The organism is Nocardia thailandica NBRC 100428, from assembly GCF_000308795.1.
Lineage (GTDB): Bacteria > Actinomycetota > Actinomycetes > Mycobacteriales > Mycobacteriaceae > Nocardia > Nocardia thailandica.
The window spans coordinates 16,985-39,131 of record NZ_BAGK01000025.1 but is presented as its reverse complement, the minus strand read 5'-3'; the positions used below and the strand labels follow the sequence as shown (position 1 = coordinate 39,131).

The 22,147-nt window shown below is 71.3% G+C and carries 20 protein-coding genes; 5 read left to right on the top strand and 15 right to left on the bottom strand.

The window, feature by feature from the left end; translation table 11 throughout:
• The first annotated feature begins 19 nt into the window (after positions 1-19).
• Together ON36_RS02745 and ON36_RS02740 are read left to right on the top strand one after the other, a co-directional pair.
• On the top strand, positions 20-721 hold the full coding sequence (locus ON36_RS02745; protein ID WP_085999560.1) for a response regulator transcription factor: 702 nt from the start codon (positions 20-22) through the stop codon (positions 719-721).
• On the top strand, positions 718-2,178 hold the full coding sequence (locus ON36_RS02740; protein WP_174377531.1) for a sensor histidine kinase: 1,461 nt from the start codon (positions 718-720) through the stop codon (positions 2,176-2,178). Before ON36_RS02745 ends, ON36_RS02740 begins: the two co-directional genes overlap by 4 nt.
• On the opposite strand, the gene ON36_RS02735 is transcribed toward ON36_RS02740, so the two are convergent.
• The 12 genes from ON36_RS02735 to ON36_RS02680 all read right to left on the bottom strand — a co-directional run bounded on the left by ON36_RS02735 (position 2,165) and on the right by ON36_RS02680 (position 13,618).
• The gene (locus ON36_RS02735; protein ID WP_052313584.1) at positions 2,165-2,647 is read right to left on the bottom strand and encodes a hypothetical protein; all 483 of its coding nucleotides are present in this window, start codon (positions 2,645-2,647) and stop codon (positions 2,165-2,167) included. The genes ON36_RS02740 and ON36_RS02735 overlap by 14 nt on opposite strands.
• A complete protein-coding gene (locus tag ON36_RS02730) occupies positions 2,644-3,387 on the bottom strand; it encodes an Rv1363c family protein (RefSeq protein ID WP_052313583.1) in 744 nt (247 codons plus the stop codon). Before ON36_RS02730 ends, ON36_RS02735 begins: the two co-directional genes overlap by 4 nt.
• A complete protein-coding gene (locus tag ON36_RS02725) occupies positions 3,384-4,787 on the bottom strand; it encodes an MCE family protein (RefSeq protein WP_043647375.1) in 1,404 nt (467 codons plus the stop codon). The genes ON36_RS02730 and ON36_RS02725 overlap by 4 nt, the downstream gene beginning before the upstream one ends.
• Positions 4,784-6,004 carry an MCE family protein gene (locus ON36_RS02720; RefSeq protein WP_043647374.1) on the bottom strand — a complete coding sequence of 407 codons (1,221 nt, stop codon included), beginning with the start codon at positions 6,002-6,004 and terminating at the stop codon, positions 4,784-4,786. The genes ON36_RS02725 and ON36_RS02720 overlap by 4 nt, the downstream gene beginning before the upstream one ends.
• Positions 6,001-7,242 (bottom strand): MCE family protein, encoded by a 1,242-nt coding sequence (locus tag ON36_RS02715; RefSeq protein ID WP_043647372.1) that lies wholly within the window; start codon positions 7,240-7,242, stop codon positions 6,001-6,003. Before ON36_RS02715 ends, ON36_RS02720 begins: the two co-directional genes overlap by 4 nt.
• Positions 7,239-8,306, bottom strand: coding sequence for an MCE family protein (locus tag ON36_RS02710; RefSeq protein WP_043647370.1), 1,068 nt, complete (start codon positions 8,304-8,306; stop codon positions 7,239-7,241). The genes ON36_RS02715 and ON36_RS02710 overlap by 4 nt, the downstream gene beginning before the upstream one ends.
• Positions 8,299-9,327, bottom strand: a complete 1,029-nt coding sequence (locus tag ON36_RS02705) for an MCE family protein (RefSeq protein WP_043647369.1) — start codon at positions 9,325-9,327, stop codon at positions 8,299-8,301. Before ON36_RS02705 ends, ON36_RS02710 begins: the two co-directional genes overlap by 8 nt.
• Positions 9,324-10,532: an MCE family protein gene (locus ON36_RS02700; RefSeq protein ID WP_052313582.1), complete on the bottom strand. Its 1,209-nt coding sequence runs from the start codon at positions 10,530-10,532 to the stop codon at positions 9,324-9,326. The genes ON36_RS02705 and ON36_RS02700 overlap by 4 nt, the downstream gene beginning before the upstream one ends.
• Before the next feature lie 6 nt (positions 10,533-10,538).
• Positions 10,539-11,390: an MlaE family ABC transporter permease gene (locus tag ON36_RS02695; RefSeq protein WP_043647368.1), complete on the bottom strand. Its 852-nt coding sequence runs from the start codon at positions 11,388-11,390 to the stop codon at positions 10,539-10,541.
• Between the two features lie 4 nt (positions 11,391-11,394).
• Entirely contained in the window at positions 11,395-12,159 is a 765-nt protein-coding gene (locus ON36_RS02690; protein WP_043647366.1) for an MlaE family ABC transporter permease, read from the bottom strand.
• 324 nt (positions 12,160-12,483) lie between these two features.
• The gene (locus ON36_RS02685) at positions 12,484-13,386 is read right to left on the bottom strand and encodes a 3-oxoacyl-ACP reductase (RefSeq protein WP_043647364.1); all 903 of its coding nucleotides are present in this window, start codon (positions 13,384-13,386) and stop codon (positions 12,484-12,486) included.
• Positions 13,387-13,429: 43 nt separating this feature from the next.
• Positions 13,430-13,618, bottom strand: a complete 189-nt coding sequence (locus ON36_RS02680; protein WP_043647363.1) for a ferredoxin — start codon at positions 13,616-13,618, stop codon at positions 13,430-13,432.
• Positions 13,619-13,806: 188 nt separating this feature from the next.
• Here ON36_RS02680 and ON36_RS02675 point away from each other — a divergent pair, with 188 nt between their 5' ends.
• Together ON36_RS02675 and ON36_RS02670 are read left to right on the top strand one after the other, a co-directional pair.
• Entirely contained in the window at positions 13,807-15,000 is a 1,194-nt protein-coding gene (locus ON36_RS02675) for an acyl-CoA dehydrogenase family protein (RefSeq protein ID WP_043647362.1), read from the top strand.
• Positions 15,001-15,022: 22 nt separating this feature from the next.
• Positions 15,023-16,120 (top strand): acyl-CoA dehydrogenase family protein, encoded by a 1,098-nt coding sequence (locus ON36_RS02670; protein ID WP_043647361.1) that lies wholly within the window; start codon positions 15,023-15,025, stop codon positions 16,118-16,120.
• Between the two features lie 69 nt (positions 16,121-16,189).
• On the opposite strand, the gene ON36_RS02665 is transcribed toward ON36_RS02670, so the two are convergent.
• Positions 16,190-16,765, bottom strand: a complete 576-nt coding sequence (locus tag ON36_RS02665; protein WP_083884871.1) for a TetR/AcrR family transcriptional regulator — start codon at positions 16,763-16,765, stop codon at positions 16,190-16,192.
• A 101-nt stretch (positions 16,766-16,866) separates the two neighbouring features.
• Between ON36_RS02665 and ON36_RS02660 the strand changes: the two genes are divergently transcribed.
• Positions 16,867-18,045 carry an FAD-dependent oxidoreductase gene (locus tag ON36_RS02660; protein WP_043647358.1) on the top strand — a complete coding sequence of 393 codons (1,179 nt, stop codon included), beginning with the start codon at positions 16,867-16,869 and terminating at the stop codon, positions 18,043-18,045.
• Positions 18,046-18,055: 10 nt separating this feature from the next.
• On the opposite strand, the gene ON36_RS02655 is transcribed toward ON36_RS02660, so the two are convergent.
• Positions 18,056-19,375 carry a TrbL/VirB6 family protein gene (locus tag ON36_RS02655; protein WP_043647357.1) on the bottom strand — a complete coding sequence of 440 codons (1,320 nt, stop codon included), beginning with the start codon at positions 19,373-19,375 and terminating at the stop codon, positions 18,056-18,058.
• 9 nt (positions 19,376-19,384) lie between these two features.
• On the bottom strand, positions 19,385-22,012 hold the full coding sequence (locus tag ON36_RS02650) for a hypothetical protein (protein WP_083884866.1): 2,628 nt from the start codon (positions 22,010-22,012) through the stop codon (positions 19,385-19,387).
• Positions 22,013-22,147 lie beyond the last annotated feature (135 nt).

Below are 22,147 nucleotides of genomic sequence, written 5' to 3'. Positions count from 1 at the left end.
CCCAGCGCGGTGGGGCAGCATGGTCGCCATGCCCGAAGCCCGCATCCTGGTCGTCGACGACGAGCCGATGATCGTCGAGCTGCTGTCGGTGAGCCTGCGGTTCCAGGGCTTCGAGGTGGCTACGGCCGCCGACGGCGCCGCGGCGCTCGACCGTGCCCGCACGTTCCGGCCCGAGGCGCTGATCGTCGACGTGATGATGCCCGGCATGGACGGCTTCGGCCTGCTGCGCAGGCTGCGCGCCGACGGCATCGACGCCCCTGTGCTGTTCCTGACCGCCCGCGACGAGGTCGAGGACAAGGTCAACGGCTTGACCATGGGCGCCGACGACTACATCACCAAGCCCTTCAGCCTGGAGGAGGTCGTGGCCCGGCTGCGGGTCGTGCTGCGCCGCGCGGGCCGCGCCGAGCCGAGGGCCGAACCCTCGCGGCTGCGCTTCGCCGACATCGAGCTCGACGACGACACCCACGAGGTGTGGAAGGCGGGTGAACCGGTCGCCCTGTCCCCCACCGAGTTCACGCTGCTGCGCTACTTCATGGTCAACGCGGGCACCGTGCTGAGCAAGCCGCGCATCCTGGATCACGTGTGGCGCTACGACTTCGGCGGCGAGGTCGGGGTGGTGGAGACCTACGTGTCGTATCTGCGCAAGAAGGTCGACACCGGACCGGAGCGACTCATCCACACCCTGCGCGGCGTGGGTTATGTGATGCGCGAGCCGCGATGAGCCGCCGCGTGCGCGGGCTGTCGGCGGTGCCGTTGCGCGTGACGCTGGTCGTGGCGCTGGTGGCGCTGGCCGGGTTCGGGCTCGCCGTCTCCGGTTTCGTGGTCACCCGGGCCATGGCGACGTCGCTGGACAACCGGACCGACGCGCAGCTGCGCGAGGGCGCCGCCGACTGGACCCGGATACTGCGGGGTCCCGCGCCCCCGCCCCAGCTGCCGGTGCCCGCGCCGGGCTCCAAGCACTCCCCTAGCCGCTACTACCTCGTCGGCCACAACACCAACGGGCGGGACGTGCTGCTGAACAACGTGTTCGGCGTCGACACCGCGCCCGCGCTGCCGGATCCGCCCGCGCACCAGCCGGTGACCGTGGGTTCGGTGGGCGACTCCCCCGTGCTGTGGCGGGTGCTGACCGAGGAGACCCCCGATTCGACCGTCACCATCGCGCTGCCGCTGACCGAGAACATCGAGACCGTCCGCAAGCTCGTCCTCGTGCAGCTGACGGTCGGCGCGGTGGTGCTGGTCGTGCTGGCCGTTGCGGCCTACTTCCTGGTGCGCGGCAGTCTGCGCCCGCTGCGGCGGGTGGAGGCGACCGCGGCGGCCATCGCGGGCGGTGACCTGCATCGCCGCGTGCCGGTGCGCGGCACCAGGACCGAGGTCGACCGGCTCTCGGAGTCGCTGAACACCATGCTCACCCAGATCCAGCAGGCGTTCGCCGCCACCGAGGCCTCGGAGTCCGCGGCCCGCGAGTCCGAGGGCCGGATGCGGCGGTTCGTCGCGGACGCCAGCCACGAGCTGCGCACGCCGCTGACCACCATCCGAGGTTTCGCCGAGCTCTACCGGCAGGGCGCGACCGCGGACCCGGCGCTGTTCATGGACCGGATCGAGCACGAGGCGCAGCGCATGGGGCTGCTCGTGGAGGACCTGCTGATGCTCGCCCGCCTCGACGCCCAGCGACCGGTGGAGACCCGCCCGGTGGACCTGCTGACCCTGGCGGGCGACGCCGTACACAGCGCCCGCGCGGCCGCCGCCGCCCGCGCCGACGCCGGGCGCGACATCGCCCTCGACGTCGCGGACGGCGCCGGCACCCTCGAGGTCCTGGGCGACCGCCACCGCCTCGGCCAGGTGCTGACCAATCTGCTCAACAACGCGCTCACCCACACCCCGCCCGACGCCCGGATCACCGTGCGGCTGACCCCGCACCGCGACGAGGTGCGCGTCGAGGTCGTCGACACCGGTCCCGGCCTGCCGCCGGAGGACGCCGAGCGGATCTTCGAGCGCTTCTACCGCACCGACACCTCGCGCACCCGCGCGAGCGGCGGCACCGGGCTGGGGCTGTCGATCGTGCAGGCGCTGGTCGCCGCGCACGGCGGCGTGGTCGCCGTGGAGCAGACGCCCGGCGGCGGGGCGACGTTCGTGGTGCGCCTGCCCCGCGACCCGGCGGAGCCGATCAGACCGGCGTGACCTGGGCGACCAGCCAACGGTCGTCGGACTTGTCCAGCGACACCCGCACCCGGGTGCCGGTGGTCTGGCCCTCCGGCGCGTCCTTGCTGGTGGTCAGCTGGTTCAGGTACAGCAGCACCACCGCGTGGCCGGCGTCGGCGCTGACCACGCCGCCCGCCTGCATGGTGGCCTTCACCGTCAGCTGCTTCTCCTTGGCGCCGGGCACGATGGCCTGGTTGATCAGCTTGAGGTAATCCTCGCGGAAGCCCGGGGTGAGCGCGTCGGCCGCCTTCGGCAGCTCGGTCTCCACGGTGCCGGGCTCGTAGCTGAACATCGCGGTGACGGTGCGGCTCGCCGCGGTCAGGGCGTCCTCGCGGGCCTGGTCGGTGCGGTGCTGGTCCCAGAGCAGGAACAGCCCGGTGCCGAGCGCGGCGACCGCGAGCAGGGCGACCGCGCCGAGGACGGCGTAATAGATCCTCATCCTGCTCATCCGACGAACTCCACACTGGTCACCGACAGGTTGCCGTTGTCGTTGGTCACCGTCACCCGGAAGCGGTACATGCGCTGCTGGGGTTCGGGCGAACCGGCGTTGGTCACCGTCTGCTTGACCGCGACGAGGACCTTGGCCGAGCCGTCGTCCGCGCGCTCGATGCCCGACTCGACGACCTCGCCGCTGGAGTCGACCTTGGCCTGCTGCACGATCGTGGTGAACGGGTCGACCCGGCCGTCGAATTCGGACCGGAACTGCCCGGACGCGGTGGCCAGGATCCGGTCGATGTCCTGTTTGGCGGACTGGGCGCGGATGGTGGTCAGGTTGATGACGGCCTGGCGGGCGGTCGCGGTGTACTGCTCGCGCAGGTCGTCCTCGCGCATGCCCGCCCAGGCGAACCAGCCGGCCACGCCCGCGCCGGCGACCAGCGCGAGGACCAGCACGGCCGCGGCCGCGGCGAGCACGATCCGCCCGATCGAGCGCGACGACGCGGCCCGTTCCGCCTCGGGCTCGTCGGTGTCGTCGGGCTCGCCGGGCGCCACCGTGGTGCCCGGGTCGTCCGCGGCCCGCGGGGTCGGCTTGCCGAGGGAGACGGCGGGTTCGGCCGCGGCGGCGGGCTTCGGCGCGGCGGCGACGGTCACCGCAGGCGCCGTCCGCTCGATGGTGGTGTCGCCCTCGACCGGTGGTCCGGCCGATCGTGCCGCGCGTCGGCGCGGGCGGCGGTTGTCCGTCTCCGTCATCGCTGCTGCTCCTCCAACATCGCCTGCCAGCTGGCAGGCACGGTGCCCGAACCGCCGGGACCGATGTCGCCCTGGCGATAGGTTCGGCCGTCGGTCCCGAGGTAAACCCCCGTTGACGGATCGTAGGGCCGCGCCGCGGCGGGCGTGACCGAATTGGACGGAAGTCCACCCTGAGCGGCGGCGGGCGCGACCGGCTGCGGCGGGCCGAAGGGCGGGTTGGTGCCCTCCGGGACGAAACCGGTCCGGCACAGCTCCGGGGTCGGCGCGCGCCGGCCCGGGTACTCCATGCACGGGGTGTTGCGGATGCCGCGCACCTCGATGTTGGAGTCCTGCGGCACCTTGCAGTACAGGCCGGCGGGCGTGTCCATCGGGCTCAGTTCCGAAGGCTGACGCCACTGTTCGGGCGGCAGGAACCCGGTCGTGCACGCGGGCGGGTCGTTGAGCACCGCCATGAAGTCCACCATCACGCCGTAGTCGATCGGCCCGCGGATCGCGGTCTGCAGCGCGGCGATCAGGGGCGGGAAGACCACGAGCAACTGCTCGAGGCTCGCGTGATACGTCACGCCGACCTGACCGACGGAGACCAGATTGCGCAGCAGCACCGGCAGCGTCGGCTGCAGGTCCTGGAACTGCCGGGTGACCCGCTGCATGGCGGCCGGGCTGTCGGCGAGCAGGTTGCGCAGCGTGGGATCGTGCTCGCGCAGCTGATCGGTGAAAGTGGCCAGGTCCTGGGTCCAGGACCGGATGGCGCCCTCGGTCTGGACCTGGGTGTCGAGCAGCGGACCGATCTGGTCGAGCAGCTTCTTGGTCGGTTCGACGTCGTCGGAGGCCTGCTGGATCAGCAGCGCGGCCGAGTCGATGAAGCGCTGCAGGTCGGGGCCCGCGCCGTTGAAGGCCAGGAACGCCTCGTCGATGACCTGGCGCAGCCGCGTGTCGGCGACCCCGGCCAGCAGCCGGTCGGTCTGGTCGAGCAGGGCGCCCACGTCCTGCGGGAGCTTGGTGCGCTCCTCGGGGATCACCGACCCGTCGCGCAGGTACCCGCCCGCGGGCTTGTCGGAGGGCACCAGGTCGACGTACTGCTCGCCGATCGCGGACACGCTGCGCACCCAGGCGGCCGAATCGGCGGGCACCTTGTAGTCGCTGTCGATGGACAGCCGCGCGTCCACCCCGGCCGGGGTGAGCCGGACCTCGCGCACCACACCGATGTTGGTGCCGCGATAGGACACGTTCGAGGTCGGGTACAGCCCGCCGGTGGCGGCCAGCTTCACGGTGACCTCGTAGCGGCCGATGCCGAACATGGCGGGCAGCTGGACGTACATGCCGCCCATGACCACCAGGCCGATGACGGTCAGGACCGCGAAGATGCTGAGCTGGATCCGTACGAAGCGGGTGAGTTTCATCGGCCCGCACCTCCCTCGAGCGGCACGGTCAGCCCGGGAATGGAGGGCAGACCGGGGATCGGCGGCAAGCCGGGGATCGTCGGGGTCGGCGACGGGCCGGGCGACGCGAGCGGACCGGTGGCCGGGTTGCCCGCGTCGGTGGCCGTGGAGGGCGCGAACCCGCCGAGCACACCCTCGACGCCGCCGAACCGCCCGCCGAGCGGGGTGCCGGTGAGCCAGTTGCTGTCCAGGCGGCTGCCGGTCAGGTCGACGGTGATGTAGAGGTTGAGGTAGTCGCCCTTGATGACGTTGTTCAGGTTCTTCATCGGGAACGGGAACGTCGGCAGGATGCGCAGCGCCTCGAGCAGGTTGTTGCCGGTGTCGGCCAGGGTCTGCAGCACCGGGCCGAGGCTGGCCAGGTTGGCCTTCAGGTCGTCGCCGCCTGCCTGGACGACCCGCTGGGTGACGGCGCCGAGGTCGCCGAGGGCGGTGATCGCCGTGGTGATGTTCTCGGTGCGGTCCGCCAGCACGGTGATGGCGGGCTGGATCTGCTCGATGGCCTCGGCCAGCACGTCCTTCTGCGCGGCGAAGCTGCCCGCCAGCCGGTCGAGCCCCTGCATGGCCGCGATGATGTCGCCGGTCTGCTTGTCCAGGCCGGTGGTGAGGGTGGCCAGCTGCGGGATCAGGTCGGCGATCTCGCCCGCGCGGCCGTCGACCATGTTGTTCAGTTCGGTGGTGATGGTCTCGAGCTGGGCGATCCCGCCGCCGTTGAGCACCACCGACAGCGAGGACAGCACCTGCTCGGTGGTCGGATAGGCGCCGGCGCGGTCGAGCGGGATGAGATCGCCGTCGCGCAGCTGCCCCTGGGCGGGTTCGCCGGTCGGCGCGGCCAGCTCGAGGTGGTTGCTGCCGAGCAGCGAGGTCTGGCCGATCTTGGCGACCGCGTTGGCGGGCAGCCGCACGTCGGGGTTGAGCGAGACGGTGACCAGCGCGTGCCAGCCCTCGACCTCGATCCCGGTGACGGTGCCCACCGCGATGTCGTCCACCCGGACCGGCGAATTGCGGGTCAGGGTGGTGACGTTCGGCATCTGGATGCGGACCTTGTAGGCGCCCGCTCCGGTGCCCTCCGATCCCGGCATGGGCAGCGAGTTCAGGCCGTCCCACTGACAGCCGGTGGCGCCGAGGGCCACCGCCAGTCCGAGGGCGGTGCCCGCCACCATGCGTCGTGCGCGGTTCATCGTTCTCCTCCCGGCACCGCGAGGCCGGCCAGGCCCGACGGCACCGACACCGACGGCGCCGCCTCGGCCGCGAGGCTCGGCGGGCTGTACACCAGCTGGTTCGGGAACGCCGTCACGCTGCTGGCGACGTTGGCCATCAGCGGCACGTAGTTCATGGCCAGCGAGCTGATCACCGGGGCCAGGTACTGCGCGCACAGGTCGGCGCTGCGATCGGAGTCGGCGTGTTCGAGCGCCCGGATCGACCCGCACAGGAAGCTGATCGGGTTCATCGAGTTGTTCAGCGAGATGGCGCCGCTGAGCGTGCCCTGGGCCGGCTTGTAGATCTGGTAGAAGTTCACCATCGCGGTCGGGCCGGAGTGCAGGACGCGCTCGATCTCGGGCCGCTTGTCCACCAGCTGCTGGGTGACCTCCGACAGTCGCTGCACGCCCTCGGTGAGTTCGGTGCCGCTGTCGTCGAGGAACCGCTTGACGTCGGCCAGGGCCACGTCGAGCTGGTCGAGCCCGGTGCCGAGTTCGGCCGAGGCGCCCGCCAGCACCGACGACACCGAGGCCAGCCGGTTGCCGAACTGCACGATCTGCTCGTTGCTCGCCGAGAGCACCTCGACGAACTTCTGCAGGTTGCGCACGGTCCCGAACAGGTCGGTTCGCCCGTCGGACAGCGTGTTCAGGGTCGCGGACAGCTCGCGCAGGGTGTCGCGGAAGGCCTGGCCGTTGCCGTCGAGGTTCTCGGCGGCGGTGTCGACGAACCGGCCGAAGGAGCCCTGCTTGTCGTCGCCGACGGGGCCGAGCGCGGTGGCCAGCTTGGACAGTTCGGTCTTGATGTCGTCCCATTCGACCGGCACGGCGGTGCGGTCGATCGGGATCTCGGCGCCGTCGGTCAGCTTGGGCCCGCCGTCGTAGGCGGGGGCGAGCTGGACGAAGCGCGCCGACACCAGCGAGGGGGCGATGATGACGGCCCGCGCGTCGGCGGGCAGGTCGACGCCGCTGTCGATGCTCATCCGCACCCGGACGCGGTCGGTGCCGGGTTCGATGTCGTCGATCCGGCCGACGCGCACGCCGAGCACGCGCACCTCGTCACCGCTGTAGAGGCCGGTGGTCGAGGTGAAGTAGGCGGTGACGGAGGTCTTTCCGATACCGAGCGCGGTGTAGGCGGCGCTGCCCGCGACGACCACCGCGACGACCGCGACGACCGCGATCAGCCAGCGCGGGATCGCGCGTATCCACTGCTTCGGGTTCATCGCGGCGGCTCCTGGATGGCGGGGCCGATGGACGGCGGGGCGGGGTGGGTGAAGATGTTGCGCAGGTCCTCGGGCAGGTGCTCGGGCCAGACCAGCGCGTCGACGAGGCCGCGCAGCTCGGTACTGGTCGCGTTGACCACGTAGGCGTTGAACCACGGGCCGTTGCCGACCTGCTCGCCGAGGGCGGCCGCGTACGGGCCGAGCCCGTCGAGGGCGCCGGAGATGTTGTCCTTGTTGCGCTGCAGCAGCGCGAGCACGGAGTTCAGCTTGTCGAGCACCGGCCGCATCTGCGCCTCGTTGTCGGCGACGAGCCCCGACAGCTGCCGGGAGACGTCGTCGATGTAGACCATGAGCTGGTTGATCGCGGCGCGCCGCCGGTCGAGTTCGCCGAGCAGGCTGTTGCCGTCGAGCAGCAGCGCGTTGATCTGGGTGCTGCGGTCGGCCAGGATCTTGGTGACGTTCTGCGCCCGGGCGAGCAGGTCGGTGAGCGCCTGGTCGCGGGCGTTGATGCTGCGCGAGAGCGCGGTGACACCGTCGAGCGCGCTGCGCAGCGGGCCGGGGGTGTCGGCGAAGGCGGCCGAGAGCGTGTCCAGGGTCTTGTCGACCTGGTCCATGTCCAGGTCCTGCACCGTGGCGCCGAGGTCGCTGAGCGCCTCGTTGAGGGAGTACGGCGAGGTGGTGCGCTCGAGCGGGATGGTGTCGTCGACGCGCAGCGCGCCCTGGCCGAGCGGGACCACCTCGATCGACTTGCGGCCGAGCACGGTGTTGGTCTTGATGGCCGCGGTGGTCTTGGTGCCCAGCACGATCCGCTCGTTCAGGCTGAACGTGACCTTCACCTTGGTGCCCGCCAGCTCCACGTCCTCGACCTCGCCGGACCGCACGCCCGCCACCTGCACCGGGTCGCCGGGCACCAGCCCGCCCGCGTCGACGAAGAACGCGGTGAAGGTGGCGCCGGACCGCACGAACGGCAACCGGTCGAACTGCAGGGCCGCCAGCGAGATCGTGATCGCGAGCACGATGCCCACGATGCCGATCGTCGTTGCCGGGGAACGATTCTCATTCATTCGGCGCACACCTTCCGGTCGCCTGTTCACCCGGGAGCCGCACGTGCAGCGGCTTGCCGTCGGGGCCGTCGACCAGCAGGTTGGTGCCGCAGACATACAGCTGCAGGAACGAGCCGTAGGCGCCGATACGGATGAGCTGTTTGTAGGTCGCGGGCAGCTTGTCGAGCACCCACTGGATCTGGTCGGAGCCGTTGTCGAGGTTGGTCGACAGGCGCCCGGTCTGCTCGATGGTGTTGCGCAGATCCGGCCGCGCCTGCGCGAGCAGGTCGGTGAGATCGGCGGTGGCGCCCGCGATCCTCGGCAGGGCCTCCCCGATCGGATCGCGCTGCGCGGCCAGGCCGCTGATCAGGCGCTGCAGGTCGTCGACCGTGGTCGCGAACTGCTTGTCGCGGTCGTCGATGGTGGCCAGCACCGTGTTGAGGTTGGTGATGACGCTGCCGATCAGCGCGTCCCGGTCGGCCAGCGTGCGGGCGAAGCTGCCGCCGCTGTTGAGCAGGGTGACCAGCGTGCCGCCCTGGCCCTGGAAGATCTGGAGCAGGGCCTCGGTCAGGTCGTTGACCTGGGTGGGGTCGAGGCCGCGCAGCAGCGGCTTGAAACCGCCGAGCAGCAGGTCGAGGTCGAGCGCGGGCGAGGTCTGGGTCTGGTGGATGGTGCCGCCGGGCTGGAGTTTCTGCGCCGAGCCGGGGCCCTCCATCAGTTCCAGGTACCGGTCGCCGACCAGGTTCTCGTAGCGGATGGTCGCCCGGGTGCTCTGCAGCAGCGTGTACTTGCGGTCGACGTCGAACTCGACGTGGGCGAGGTTGTCGTCGCCGACCTTCACCGCGCTGACCGAGCCGACCGGCACGCCGGCGATGCGCACCTTGGCGCCGGGCAGCATGCCCGAGGAACTGGTGAACACGGCGTGGTAGCCGTTCTCCCTGGCGAAGCGCGCCTGGCTCAGCACGATGGCGAGGCCGGCGAACACCAGCGCCATGATCACCGTGAAGATGCTCAGCTTGACGATCGTTCCCGTGTTCTTCACCGTGTGGTCCCCACTCCCGGCAGGCCGTCGAGCAGCAGTTCGAACACCTTGGGCCCGTTGAGCTGCGGCGATCCGGTGTGCGGCGTGTACACCGTGCCCTGGCTGGTGTCGGTCACCACGTAGTCCGAGTGGCTGCCGGGCACGCGGTTGGTCACGCCGTCGCAGTGCGGGCCGCCGGTGGCGTTCACCTTGGGCAGGCTCTCGGGATAGGTGTAGGGCTGGGCGCCGGCCATGAAGTTGGTGTTCATGCCGATGCCGGGCATCCGGCCGCCGAACATGGCCTCCGCGACCGGCATCAGCGGGCCGATGCCGTCGATGATGCAGCGCAGCGCGGGCGCGTACTCGTTGAGCAGGCTCGTGGTCGGCCGCAGCAGGTCGAGCGCGGTGACCAGCTGGGTCTCGTTCTCGCGCAGCACCGAGCCGGTGGTGTCGGCGAGGCCGATGACGTTGGCCAGCACGGTGTCCAGGTCGTCCTGGTTCTCGGTGATGGTGCGGCCGGTGACGGTCAGGTTGTCCAGGGTGCGCAGCAGGGGCGCGCTGGAGTCGGCGTAGATACCGGTCACGGTGGCAGTCTTGTCCAGATCCGTCTGCAGCGTGGGCAGATACGGGTTCATCTCGCGGAGGTAGGCGTCGAGGCGGACCGCCAGGTCGCCGAGCTTGTCGCCGCGGCCTTCCAGCGCGGTGCCGAGCGCGGTCAGGGTGGCGTTGAGCTTCTCGGGTTCGACCTGGGCCAGCACGTCGCTGAGGTGCTGGAACAGGGTGTTGAACTCGACGGTGACCGCGCCGGCGGCCACGGTGCTGCCCGCCTTCAGCGAGGTGGTCGCGGGCTGTTCGGGGACGACGAAGTTGACGTACTTGGCGCCGAAGACGGTGGTCGAGCGGATGTCGACGCTCGCGTTGGAGGGCACCATGGCCAGCTTGTCCGGGTCGAGTTCGAGCCGGAGCTGGGCGCCGTCGTCGTGCAGGTCGATCTGGCTGACGTGCCCGATCTCGACGCCGCGCATCTTGACCTTGGCGTCGACGTCGAGCACGAGGCCGCTGCGTGGCGCGTCGACCAGCACGGTCGCGGTCTTGGTGAAGCGGCCCTGGAACAGGGCGAGGGCGAAGCCCGCGACGGCGAGCAGCAGGCACACCATCGCCAGGCCGGCGAGTTTGCGACCGAGCCCGCCCTGCAGGGCGGTGAGGGTCCGGGTCCACAGTGTCATTTGGCGCTACCCCGAGAGATGGAAGTTGCCGGAGGTGCCGTAGATCGCCAGCGAGATCAGCAGCGTCACTGTGACGACTGCGACCAGGGAGGCGCGCACCGCGTTACCCACCGCCTTGCCGACGCCGACGGGTCCGCCCGCCGCGTGGAAGCCGTAGTAGGTGTGGATCAGCATGACCACCAGGGCCATGACGATGGCCTGCGCGAACGACCAGAGGATGTCGCTGGGGATCAGGAACGTCGAGAAGTAGTGGTCGTAGACGCCCGCCGACTGGCCGTAGATGACGACGGTGGCGAAGCGGCTGGCGATGAACGAGGCGATCACCGCGAGCGAGTAGAGCGGGATGATCGCGATGAGCCCGGCCAGCACGCGGGTGCCGACCAGGAACGGCACCGGCCGGATGGCCATGGATTCCAGGGCGTCGATCTCCTCGGCGACCCGCATGGCGCCCAGCTGCGCGGTCGCTCCCGCGCCGATGGTGGCGGCCAGGCCGATGCCCGAGATGACCGGGGCGGCGATGCGCACGTTGATGAAGGCGGCGAAGAAGCCGGTGAGGGCCTCGACGCCGATGTTGCCCAGCGAGCTGTAGCCCTGCACCGCGATGGTGCCGCCCGCCATGAGGGTCAGGAAGCCGACGATGACGACGGTGCCGCCGATGACCGCCAGCGCGCCGCTGCCCATGCTGATCTCGGCGATCAGCCGGATGGTCTCGGTGCGGTAGGACAGCAGCGCCCGCGGGACCGAGGCCAGCGCCCGGACGAAGAAGATCGCCTGATCGCCGACCGAGTCGAGCGAGGCCGACAGCCGGCGTACCCGGCGCACGGACTTGGGGAACTTGGAGCGGATCACTATCGCCATCGGGTCACCGCACCGTGAATTTCAGGCCGATCGCGGTGACGACCACGTTCACCACGAACAACGCCATGAAGGAGAAGACGACGGTCTGGTTGACCGCGTCACCGACACTCTTGGGACCACCTTTGACCTCCAGGCCCAGGTAACAGGCGACCAGCCCCGCGATCAGGCCGAACAGACCGGCCTTGACCTCGGAGATGACCAGCTCGGGCAGATGGGTCAGCAGCGTGATCCCGTTGATGAAGGCGCCCGGGTTGACGCCCTGCAGGAACACCGAGAAGGCGAACCCGCCGACGATGCCGATGGTGCACACCAGGCTGTTGAGCAGCAGGGCGACATACATCGAGGCCAGCACGCGGGGCACGACCAGCCGGTGGATGGGGTCGATGCCGAGCACCTTCATGGCGTCGATCTCTTCGCGGATGGTGCGGGCGCCGAGGTCGGCGCAGATGGCGGTCGCGCCGGCGCCCGCCACGATCAGCACGGTCACGATCGGGCCGATCTGGGTGACCGCGCCGAAGGCGGCGCCCGAGCCGGACAGGTCGGCGGCGCCGATCTCGCGGAGCAGGATGTTGAGGGTGAAGACCACCAGGACGGTGAAGGGGATGGCCACCAGCAGGGTCGGGAAGATCGAGACCCGGGCGACGAACCACGACTGATCGACGAACTCTCGCCATTGGAACGGGCGCCGCACCGCGGCTCGTGCTGTGTTCGCGCCTAGCTCGAAGAATCCGCCGACGGCCCGCAACGGCACAGCAAGGAGGTCGTTCACCCGCGCTCCTCCTCCTGGGTTCGACGGGCGCCTGTGCCCGTGGATCGATAGTTCACCGCCACCCCCGTAGAAAGACTGGTCAAAGACTAGAACACGTTCTCATGAATGTCTGCGGTTTCAAGAGACTTCGACCAGGACTTTTTCCTTGATTTCGGCGGTAATTCTGGAACGAACACGGTCACGGGCCGAACCCACCACTGTGAGGGGGAGCACATCCCGAAATTCATTCCTACCAACACCTGGACCACCGATCAACAGATGCGGGACAGCGTGTTCCGCCCCCTCGGGAGGCGGAAAACACCCAGCAAACCGAGCCCGTTCGGCTCAGCCCAGCTCGTAGAGCGCGCGCGCCGAGAAACCGTGGCCTGCGGGGCGTTCCGCGAAATAGCCACCGAGCGCGGCGGCCAGGTCCGCGTCGGACCATTCGGCGCCCGCGGCGTCGAAGCGCTGCTCGACCAGCGGGGCCGCCATGAGCGCGACCATCGGCCCGTAGACCACGAACACCTGGCCGGTGACGTTGTCGGCCGCGGGCGAGGCCAGGTAGGCGACCAGCCGCGACACGTGCTCGGGCGCGAGCGGGTCCACCGCGCCCTCGGGGGCGTCGTCGAACACCGCCTCGGTCATCGCCGTGCGCGCCCGCGGGCAGATGGCGTTCGCCCGCACGCCGAAGCGGCCGAGCGCCCGCGACGCGGACAGGGTCAGCGCGGTGATACCGGCCTTGGCGGCCGCGTAGTTCGCCTGCCCCTCCGGGCCGAGCAGACCCGCCTCGGAGGAGGTGTTGATCAGCCGGCCGTAGACCGGGCCGCCGGCCGTCTTCGACGCGGCGCGCCAGTAGGCGCCCGCGTTGCGCGAGAGCAGGAAGTGGCCGCGCAGATGCACCGCGATCACGGCGTCGAAGTCCTCGTCGGACATGTTGAACAGCATGCGGTCGCGGGTGATGCCCGCGTTGTTGACCACGATGTCGAGCCCGCCCAGCGATTCGGCCGCGGTCGCGACCAGCGCGTCGGCGGTCGATCGCTCGGCCACGCTGCCCGCGACGAATTCGGCCTTGCCGCCGAGCGCGCGGATATCGGCGAGGGTCTGCTCGGCCGCGGCCTCGGTCAGGTCGTTGACCACCACCGCGGCGCCCGCGGCGGCGAGCGCGAGCGCCTCGGCCCGGCCCAGACCGCCACCCGCGCCGGTCACGACGGCGACCCGGCCCTCCAGAGATGTCTGCAATTCGCTCACCGGGCCGACTTTAGAACGTGTTTCACTATTGGACAAGAGCTGATCAGATCAGCCGCAATGCCGCTTTGGGACACTGCGCGACGGCCTCCTCGGCCTCGGCGATCCGGGATTCGTCCAGATCATCGGAGACCACGTGCAGCATGTCGTCGTCGTCGAGTTCGAACATGTCAGGGGCGATTCCGACGCAGATGCCGTTGGCCTCGCACCGATCGGTGTCGACACTGATCCTCATGGGTTTTCCTTCCGTTCACGGCGGCGCCGGGGGGAGACCGGGCGGCCGCGGCCGCGCGAAGGGCGGCCACCCGATCCGGTCTAATACTGGAACATGTTTCAGTCGATATGCAATCATCGGTTTCAGGCGGTGTCCCGACTCGGCGCCGCCGGGTCCGAAATTTCCCGCGAGATGTCGAGGTAATCCCCATGCGCGTCGCGTACACGCCCGAGCAGCAGGAGTTGCGCGCCGAGCTGCGCGAATACTTCACACGGCTGATCACTCCCGAGCGACGGGCGGCACTGCGCGCGCAGACCGGCGAGTACGGCTCCGGCGACGTCTACCGCGAAGTGGTGCGCGAGATGGGCCGCGACGGCTGGCTCGCGCTGGGCTGGCCGAAAGAATACGGCGGCCAGGACCGCTCCACGATGGATCAGCTGATCTTCACCGACGAGGCCGCCATCGCGGGCGCCCCGGTGCCGTTCCTGACCATCAACTCCGTCGCGCCGACGATCATGCACTACGGCACCGAGGAGCAGAAGAAGTTCTTCCTGCCCAGGATCGCCGCGGGCGAACTGCACTTCGCCATCGGCTACTCCGAGCCCGGCGCGGGCACCGACCTGGCCTCGCTGCGCACCTCGGCGGTCCGCGATGGCGACTCCTACGTCATCAACGGCCAGAAGATGTGGACCAGCCTCATCGCCTACGCCGACTACATCTGGCTGGCCGTGCGCACCGATCCGGCCGCCAAGAAGCACAAGGGCATCAGCATGCTGGTGGTGCCGACCACGGCCGAAGGCTTCTCCTGGACGCCCGTGCACACCATGGCCGGACCGGACACCTCGGCCACCTACTACCAGGACGTGCGGGTCCCCACCTCGGCGCTGGTCGGCCCCGAGCACGGCGGCTGGTCGCTGATCACCAACCAGCTCAACCACGAGCGCGTCGCCCTGACCTCGGCGGGCCCGCTCACGGTCGCCCTCGACCAGACCGTGTCCTGGGCGCGCGAGACCGAACTGCCCGGCGGCGGCCGGGTGATCGACCAGGAATGGGTCCGGCTGAACCTGGCCCGGGTGCAGGCCAAGGTCGAATACCTCAAGCTGCTGAACTGGGAGATCGCCAGCCGGGCCGACGCGGGCGGCGACGCCGCCCCGCGCCCCTGGGACGCCTCGACCTGCAAGGTCTACGGCACCGAACTGGCCACCGAGGCCTACCGGCTGCTCATGGAGGTTCTCGGCCCGCAGGCCTACCTGCGCCAGGACTCCCCCGGCTCCCTGCTGGCGGGCCGGCTCGAGCGCATGCACCGCGCCGCCCTGATCCTCACCTTCGGCGGCGGCACCAACGAGGTGCAGCGCGACATCATCGCCATGACCGCCCTGCGCCAGCCCGCGGCCGCCCGCTGATCCAGAAAGCCGGTAAACCCCCATGGATTTCACACCCACCGAAGCCCAGAACGATCTGGCCCGGCTGACCGCCGAGGTCTGCGGCAAACTCGTCACCGCCGACCGGCTCCGCGAACTCGACTCGGCGGGCCGCTTCGACGAGCAGCTGTGGAAGGCCCTCGCCGAGACCGGCGTGCTGGCCGCCGCGCTCCCGGAGGACCTCGGCGGCAGCGCCTTCGGCCCGCAGGAACAGGCCGCGGTGCTGCGCGAGCTCGGCCGCGTCGTGGCCGCCGTCCCCTACCTGTGGTCGATCGCGCTCGGCGCGGGGGCGCTCGCCGCGTTCGGCGACGCCGACCAGCGGGCGCTGGCCGCCCGCGCTGGCGCGGGCGAGGCCGTGCTGACCGTGGCCCTGAGCGCCGAACTACGCTCGGTCACCGACGAACCCGCCGTCGAAGCCGTCGGCACCGGCGAGGGCTGGACGCTCACGGGCGCCGCGACCACCGTGCCCTACGCCGATCGCGCCGAGCGGATCCTCGTGCCCGCCCGCACGTCCGGCGGCGTCGCGGTGTTCCTCGTCGACCCCGATCAGGACTCGGTGCGCCGCACGGCCCAGCAGGTGGTCGACCTGTCCCCCGAGTTCGAGGTCACCTTCGCCGGCGCCCCCGCCGAACTCGTCGGCACGGTCGACCGGGGTGCGGAGATCCTCGACTGGCTGCGACTGCGCGGCTGGCTCGGCCTGAGCGCGTTGCAGCTGGGCACCCTGGAACGCGCCCTCGACCTGACCGCCGAGCACGGCCGCACCCGCGAGCAGTTCGGCAAGGCGATCGGCTCGTTCCAGTCGGTGGCCCAGCGCCTGGCCGACGCCTACATCGACATCCAGGGCCTGCGCCTGACCGTCACCCAGGCCGCGTGGCGCCTGGCCGAGAACCTGCCCGCCGCCGAGTCGGTGCACATCGCCAAATTCTGGGCGGCCGACGCCGGGCACCGGGTCGCGCACACCATCGTCCACGTGCACGGCGGCCTCGGCATCGACCGCGACCACATCGTCCACAACTACTTCACCGCCGCCAAGCACCAGGAATTCGCCCTCGGCGCCGCGCCGGACCACCTGCGCGCGCTCGGCTCCCTGCTGGCCGGCTGACCCCGGTCCCGCCGGCGCAACCGCCCGGCACGGTCGACCTCGACCGTGCCGGGCGGTCTGCGTCCGGGCTCAGGTGGGCCGGGAGGTCAGGTATCCCTGCAGGACGGGCCCGATGTCGGTGACGATCCGGTGCGGGGTCAGGTCGACGACCGGCGGCAGGCGCAGCACGTAGCGGCACAGCGCGAGCCCGAGGAGCTGGGTGACGATCAGGCCGCCGCGGCGTTCGGCGTCGGCGGGGTCGCCGACGCGCAGCACGGCGGGCAGGACCTGCTCGGCGAAGATCCGCCGGAAGCGGTCGGCGACCGCGTCGTCGGTGATCGAGGAGCGCAGCAGGATCAGCAGGACGGTGTTGTCGCCGTCCTCCCAGATCGCGAGGAAGCGGCGGATCAGCACGTCGCCGAGGGCGTCCGGATCGGCGGCCGCGAGGTCGGGCAGGTCGAGGTCGAGATCGAGCGCGGCGGCGAAGAGGCCGTCCTTGCTGCCGAAGTAGCGCATGACCATCGAGGGGTCGATCCCGGCGTCGGCGGCGACCGCGCGGATCGTGGTCCCGCCGTAGCCGTCGGCGGCGAACCGGTTCCTGGCCGCGGTGAGGATGGCCGCGCGGGTGCGGTCGGAGCGGCGCGGCGGGTTCTGCGGGTCGGGCATGGGAACCAGCATATGCCAACAACTGTTGACTTTTGTCGGCCACGGGCGTCACCATGGAAGCCAACAGGCGTTGGCAAACAGATGTTGACCTAGGAGTCCCGATGACCGCCGCACCCCTTCCCGCTCACACGTCCGTCCTCGTCGCGGGCGCGGGCCCGGCCGGTCTCACCGCCGCGATCGTGCTGGCCGAGGCGGGCGTGGACACCGTCGTCGTCGACCGGCTCGCCGAGGGCGCCAACACGTCCCGCGCGGCCGTGGTCCACGCGCGCACGCTGGAGGTCCTCGACGAGATCGGCGTCGCGGGCGAGCTGTGCGAGCGCGGGCTCGAGGTGCCGACCTTCACCGTGCACGACGGCCCGAAGACGGTGGCCACGGTCGAGTTCGGCGAGCTGCCGACCGCGTTCCCGTTCACGCTGATGGTCCCGCAGAACGTCACCGAGGAGGTCCTGCTCGACCGCCTGCACCGCGCGGGCGGGCGGGTGCACCGGCCCGTCACGGTCACCGGGCTGCGGCAGGAGAACGGCGGCGTCACCGTCGAATGCACCGGTCCCGACGGCACGGCGGGCCGCCTGCGGGCCGCCTATGTCATCGGCGCCGACGGCATGCACAGCACGGTGCGCGACCACGCGGGCATCGGCTTCTCCGGCGACACCTACCCCGCCTCCTTCGTCCTCGCCGACGTCCACATGGCCTGGCCGCGCTCGCGCGAGGAGGTCTCGCTGCACCTCTCCCCCGAGGGCGTCACCGTCGTGGCGCCGCTGCCCGCGGTCGGCGCGGACCGCTACCGTGTCGTCGCCACCGTGGACTCCGCGCCCGAGCATCCCACCCACGAGGAGATCCAGGCGCTGCTCGCCGCCCGCGGTCCCGCGGGCGAGGTGACGGTCACCGAGCTGCTGTGGAGTTCGCGCTTCCGCGTCCATCACCGCGTCGCCGACACCTACCGCGTGGGCCGCGTCCTCCTGGCGGGCGACGCCGCCCACGTGCACAGCCCCGCGGGCGGCCAGGGCATGAACACCGGCATCCAGGACGCGGCGCTACTCGGCCGCCTCCTCGCCCGGGTCGTGGCGGGCGCGCCGGACGCCCTGCTGGACACCTACGAGGCCGACCGCAGGCCGGTCGCCCTCGAGGTCGTCGCCTTCACCGACCGCATGACCCGCATGGCCACTCTCGGCAACCGCCCCGCCCGCGCCGTCCGCAACACGGCCCTGCGCCTGCTCACCTCCCTCCCCCCGGTCCGCAACGGTCTCGCGCACCGCCTCGCCGAACTCGACTACCGCTGAGCCCGGAGCCTCACGGGCCCGCATCGGGCCGGGGACGGGCGAGCGCCGCGATGTACCAGGTGGCGCCCTCGACGGTCACCGACCCGCCCGGCCGCGCGGACTCCGTCTGCCTGCGGTCCAGCACGACGTATTTCGGGACGATCGCCGCCAGCGTGGTCGGCGTGGTCGACCCGTCCGCACCGCCACGGGGCACGCCGAACACCACCAGGGTGCCGCCGCTCGCCATCCGCAGCGCCGTCGGCTGCGCGGCCAGCGAGGAGCTCAGGGTGCCCGCCAGACCGGTCGGCGGCGGCGCGGCCTTCGCGGCGGTCTCCAGGGTGACCAGCACCGCCCCGCCCGCGGCGGCGAGGCCGACGACCTTGACGGGCGCCGGCGTGGGCGAGGCGGTCAGCGCACCCACCGCGACGGCGCCGGTCAGCACGATCGCGCCCGCGGCGACCATCGGCGCCAGCAGCCTGACCACCTCGGCGACGAGGTCGGTCAGCTTCCGCGCGTACTCCACCGCCGCCCGGCCGGACCCGGTGACGGGAACCGCCATCGTGGCCATCCGCTCCCGGACGAGGCGCGGCCCGACGAGGGCCTCGTAGAACGCCTCGTCCACCAGCAGGGCCACCGCGCGATACTCCGGCACCGCAGGCGCGCCCGCGGCGACGATCGCCGCGGTCAGGGTGGCGGCGTGATCGGCGAGCTCGGGAAGGCAGTCGCCCCGGCCCACCTCGGGCCGCAGGTAGCGCGGGGCCTGACCGCCGCGGGCGAGCAGGGCAGGCACGGCGTGCTCGGGGTAGAACTGGAACAGGATCGCACCGCGCAGGTCGCGGGCCAGCCCCGGCTCGAGGACCGGCACCGGGACTCCGTTGATCACCCATTCGTAGAGCACCGCGCCGGGCGCCCCCTGCCACGCGTGCAGCTCCGCGTCGACGCCGGGGGCCTGCGCCCGGAACACCACGTCCGGTTTCCGATACCAGCGGAGCACGCTGAAGGTCGTGCCCAGCTCCCAGGCCGACCCGCAGGACAGCCGGGCCCGGTTCACGTACCAGCCCGCCTCCGCGGCCGCGGCGGGAGCCAGGCGCTTCGGCTTGATCTCCCAGATCTGATGCGTCTCCAGGCACACCAGATCGGCGTAGCCGGTCGGATCGGTCCTGATCGGCGGCCGATACGGCTGGGTACGCGCCGACTTGGCCGCGTGCGGGATCGAGTACTCGGCACGGGGACCGCGCCACGCCTGGCAGCAGAAGTTGAACTGGATGACCAGGTGTTCGACCTCGCCGTACCGCAGCATCATCTGTGCCACGTCCGGCGCGCGCCACCAGGCGATCTCGCCACACGCCATGTCGGCCCCTCAGACGATCGTCGTCAGGTTCGAGGTCATGGCGATGTCGATGCCGGAACTGGGCGTGTACTCGCGCCATTCGGCGATCAGCGCGCCGCGCGCGCCGGGTTGCAGCACGGGGAACGGTTCGGTGAGGCCGTCGTGGCCGAAGCGCAGCGCGGTGACCGCCAGGTGGGTGTCGTCGACGATCGCGGTCACCGTCGGCGCTTCCTGGACACCGCGGGCGTCGGCCGTGTCGATCACCACCGGCAGCCCGACGACGAAGCGGTCGGTGGCTTCGACCTCGATGACCTCGGCGCCGGGCGCGACGACGGCGGACGAGGTCGTGTACACCGCGTCGGCGAGGCGCACCGCCCGGCGCGCGGGGTTGGCGGGGGCGATGCCGGGATAGTTGCGGTCGTCGTAGGCGGCGATCTCGCGCGCGATGGTCAGGTACGGCGAGTCGTTGCCGCCCCCGCCACCACCGATGACGCCGTCCTGGACGAACCGCACCCACGCGGTCTCCCAGCCCTTGCGGACGGTCAGGACGACCCGAGCGCTGCCCGCGCGCAGGAACGCCTGCCGCGTCTTGTCCGGATGCGTCAGGGAGCGGACGAAGTTCCAGCTCTCGGGGAGATCCCAGAAGTAGGAGTAGAGGAAGGTGACCACGTTCTCCCACTCGATCGCCTGGTTGACGAACCGGACGATGTCCTCGTACTCGCGGACGGGCGCCCACTGCACGGCGGTCCCGCGCACCGGGTCGGCCGTCCCGTCGAAGGCCGTCCCGTGCGTGACGTCGACCCCGCGCATCCGGAAGAACAGCGCGACCGCCTCGGGCATGAAGTGGAACCCGTTGCCCACGAAGAACTGCAGGACCGCCTTCATGATCTCGTCGTTCTCCTCCCGCCGGAGGGTCAGCGTGTCCACCCCGGCGAGCCGCTCCTCCAGTTCGCGGATCCGGCCCGCGATGTCGGTCTGTTCCGCGTAGTAGCGGGTCTGCGCGGCGGTGTGCAGCGCCTCCCAGACCGCGTTGCGCCAGCGTTCGAGGGTCTCGCCGGTCCACGCCGTGCGCACGGTGAAGCCGACCCACACCTCCTGGGCGCCGTGGGTGAAGACGGTGACCTTCTGATGGCCGGTCGCCCCGCGCAGGAACGGCGTGCCGTCGTCGTCGACCAGCAGTTCCTGGCGCAGGATCAGCGCCGTCCCGATGCCGGACCAGTTGGCGCCGAGACGCGCGCCCTTGACCTCGAAGTTGATGCCCTTGCCCGGCTGGGCCCCGATCTGGGTGTCGACGAAGATCTCGGTCACCACCGCGCCCGGCGGGACGTCGAATTCGAGGTCGAGGAAGTACCACCCGCCGCCGCTGGGCCGCGACCCGCTCGGCGTGAGCACCGGCGGGTCGGCGGGGTAGGGCGGGACGGTGGTCCCCCACTGGTCCGCCAGCGCCTGGTAGTTCGCCCGGGTGACCTTGCTCTGGGTCACCTCGAAGCGGAACGGTGCCAGCCGCCCGCGCAGCCATTCGAGCTGGGCATACGACTGACGCATCGCGGCCGCCGGCTCGGGCACGACCAGGTCGTAGGTGAGGCGCAGCCCGTAGCGGTAGAGCCGGACGTCCCAGGTGCGCAGCAGGCTGAAGTAGTCGACGCGGACCGGGTCGGCGCCGGTGTTCTCCAGCATCCGCGTCGAGGTCTCCTCCGTGCCGGTCTCGGTCTTGGTGGAGATGGTGGTCTTGTGTTCGGTGCGCGAGCGCGACGACGCCTTGCCGGTGATCTCGGAGGCGTGCCGGGTCGACTCGGTCGCGGAGGCGGAGGACGCGTCCTGGCCGCCGAAGGACGTGGTGGTCGAGCCGGAGATGATGGGGATACCGCCCTGCACGGTGCCGGTGATGTTGAACTGGTTGCCGTGCTGGGCCTGCGAGGTCGTCGACTGGGCCAGCTCGGTCGTCTCGGTCACGCCGGTCTCGCTGTAGTCCTCGAGCGAGTCGGTGACGATGGTGGTGAATTCCGAGGACACCACCGACCATTCCTTGTGGGTCACCGCGGTGCGCTCGCCCGGGGCGAGGGGGATCGTGCCGACCAGTTCGCCGCGCTCGATCCCGGCGGGCGACATCTCGAGCCGCTCCAGGTTGAGCATGCCGATGGGGTCGACGGCCCGGTTGACCGCGAATCCGCGCATCGCCGCGACGGCGTCGTTCACGCGCAGCTCGAGGACGCCGTCGCCGCGCTGTCCTTCGGGCCGACCCGCGCGCAGCTGCTGCGGGCCCCCGGCGAGCGCGGCGGTCCGGACGGCCACCAGCGCGGCGCCGAAGGTGGCCAGTTCGCTCGCGGGGATCGAGCCGACGTCGGCGGCCACGGGCCGGAAGGCGGGCACGGCCGGGTCCTCGAACGCGCGCAGGACCGCCGCCGTGTCGTCCGACACCCGCGGCCCCTCGACCCGACGTACGCCCGCGCGCAGGTGGTCGAGCACCGCGTCGGTCTCGCCGGGCGTCAGCGCGAGCCGGTCGATCGTGCGCTGTTTGAGGACGGCGTCGCCGCGCTCGGCCCGCCCGCCGGTCGCGATCGGCACGAGCGTGGCCTTGTAGACGTGGCGCGCGGCGGCGGTGAGGGGACGCGCCGGGCCCGCGGGCTCGGCGGGGACGTGCTCGATCGGGTGCCCCACTGCGGCCTCCTCGGCGGATCGGCGAACCCTGCGGTATCCCGTATTGTCCGCCCTCGGGACCCCGCTGACCAGCCGATCCGCGTCGTGTCCCCGCCCGACGCGGGCAGGCCCGTCGGCGGACCGGCGGGCCTGTCG

What these genes read in the sequence shown, in the direction of transcription:
- ON36_RS02735 (WP_052313584.1), bottom strand. Translation starts at nt 2,647, where the DNA reads ATGAGCAGGATGAGGATCTATTACGCCGTCCTCGGCGCGGTCGCCCTG.
- ON36_RS02710 (WP_043647370.1), bottom strand. Translation starts at nt 8,306, where the DNA reads ATGAATGAGAATCGTTCCCCGGCAACGACGATCGGCATCGTGGGCATC.
- ON36_RS02715 (WP_043647372.1), bottom strand. Translation starts at nt 7,242, where the DNA reads ATGAACCCGAAGCAGTGGATACGCGCGATCCCGCGCTGGCTGATCGCG.
- ON36_RS02700 (WP_052313582.1), bottom strand. Translation starts at nt 10,532, where the DNA reads ATGACACTGTGGACCCGGACCCTCACCGCCCTGCAGGGCGGGCTCGGT.
- ON36_RS02725 (WP_043647375.1), bottom strand. Translation starts at nt 4,787, where the DNA reads ATGAAACTCACCCGCTTCGTACGGATCCAGCTCAGCATCTTCGCGGTC.
- ON36_RS02670 (WP_043647361.1), top strand. Translation starts at nt 15,023, where the DNA reads ATGGATTTCACACCCACCGAAGCCCAGAACGATCTGGCCCGGCTGACC.
- ON36_RS02730 (WP_052313583.1), bottom strand. Translation starts at nt 3,387, where the DNA reads ATGACGGAGACGGACAACCGCCGCCCGCGCCGACGCGCGGCACGATCG.
- ON36_RS02720 (WP_043647374.1), bottom strand. Translation starts at nt 6,004, where the DNA reads ATGAACCGCGCACGACGCATGGTGGCGGGCACCGCCCTCGGACTGGCG.
- ON36_RS02655 (WP_043647357.1), bottom strand. Translation starts at nt 19,375, where the DNA reads ATGGCGTGTGGCGAGATCGCCTGGTGGCGCGCGCCGGACGTGGCACAG.
- ON36_RS02740 (WP_174377531.1), top strand. Translation starts at nt 718, where the DNA reads ATGAGCCGCCGCGTGCGCGGGCTGTCGGCGGTGCCGTTGCGCGTGACG.
- ON36_RS02665 (WP_083884871.1), bottom strand. Translation starts at nt 16,765, where the DNA reads ATGCCCGACCCGCAGAACCCGCCGCGCCGCTCCGACCGCACCCGCGCG.
- ON36_RS02745 (WP_085999560.1), top strand. Translation starts at nt 20, where the DNA reads ATGGTCGCCATGCCCGAAGCCCGCATCCTGGTCGTCGACGACGAGCCG.
- ON36_RS02695 (WP_043647368.1), bottom strand. Translation starts at nt 11,390, where the DNA reads ATGGCGATAGTGATCCGCTCCAAGTTCCCCAAGTCCGTGCGCCGGGTA.
- ON36_RS02680 (WP_043647363.1), bottom strand. Translation starts at nt 13,618, where the DNA reads ATGAGGATCAGTGTCGACACCGATCGGTGCGAGGCCAACGGCATCTGC.
- ON36_RS02675 (WP_043647362.1), top strand. Translation starts at nt 13,807, where the DNA reads ATGCGCGTCGCGTACACGCCCGAGCAGCAGGAGTTGCGCGCCGAGCTG.
- ON36_RS02660 (WP_043647358.1), top strand. Translation starts at nt 16,867, where the DNA reads ATGACCGCCGCACCCCTTCCCGCTCACACGTCCGTCCTCGTCGCGGGC.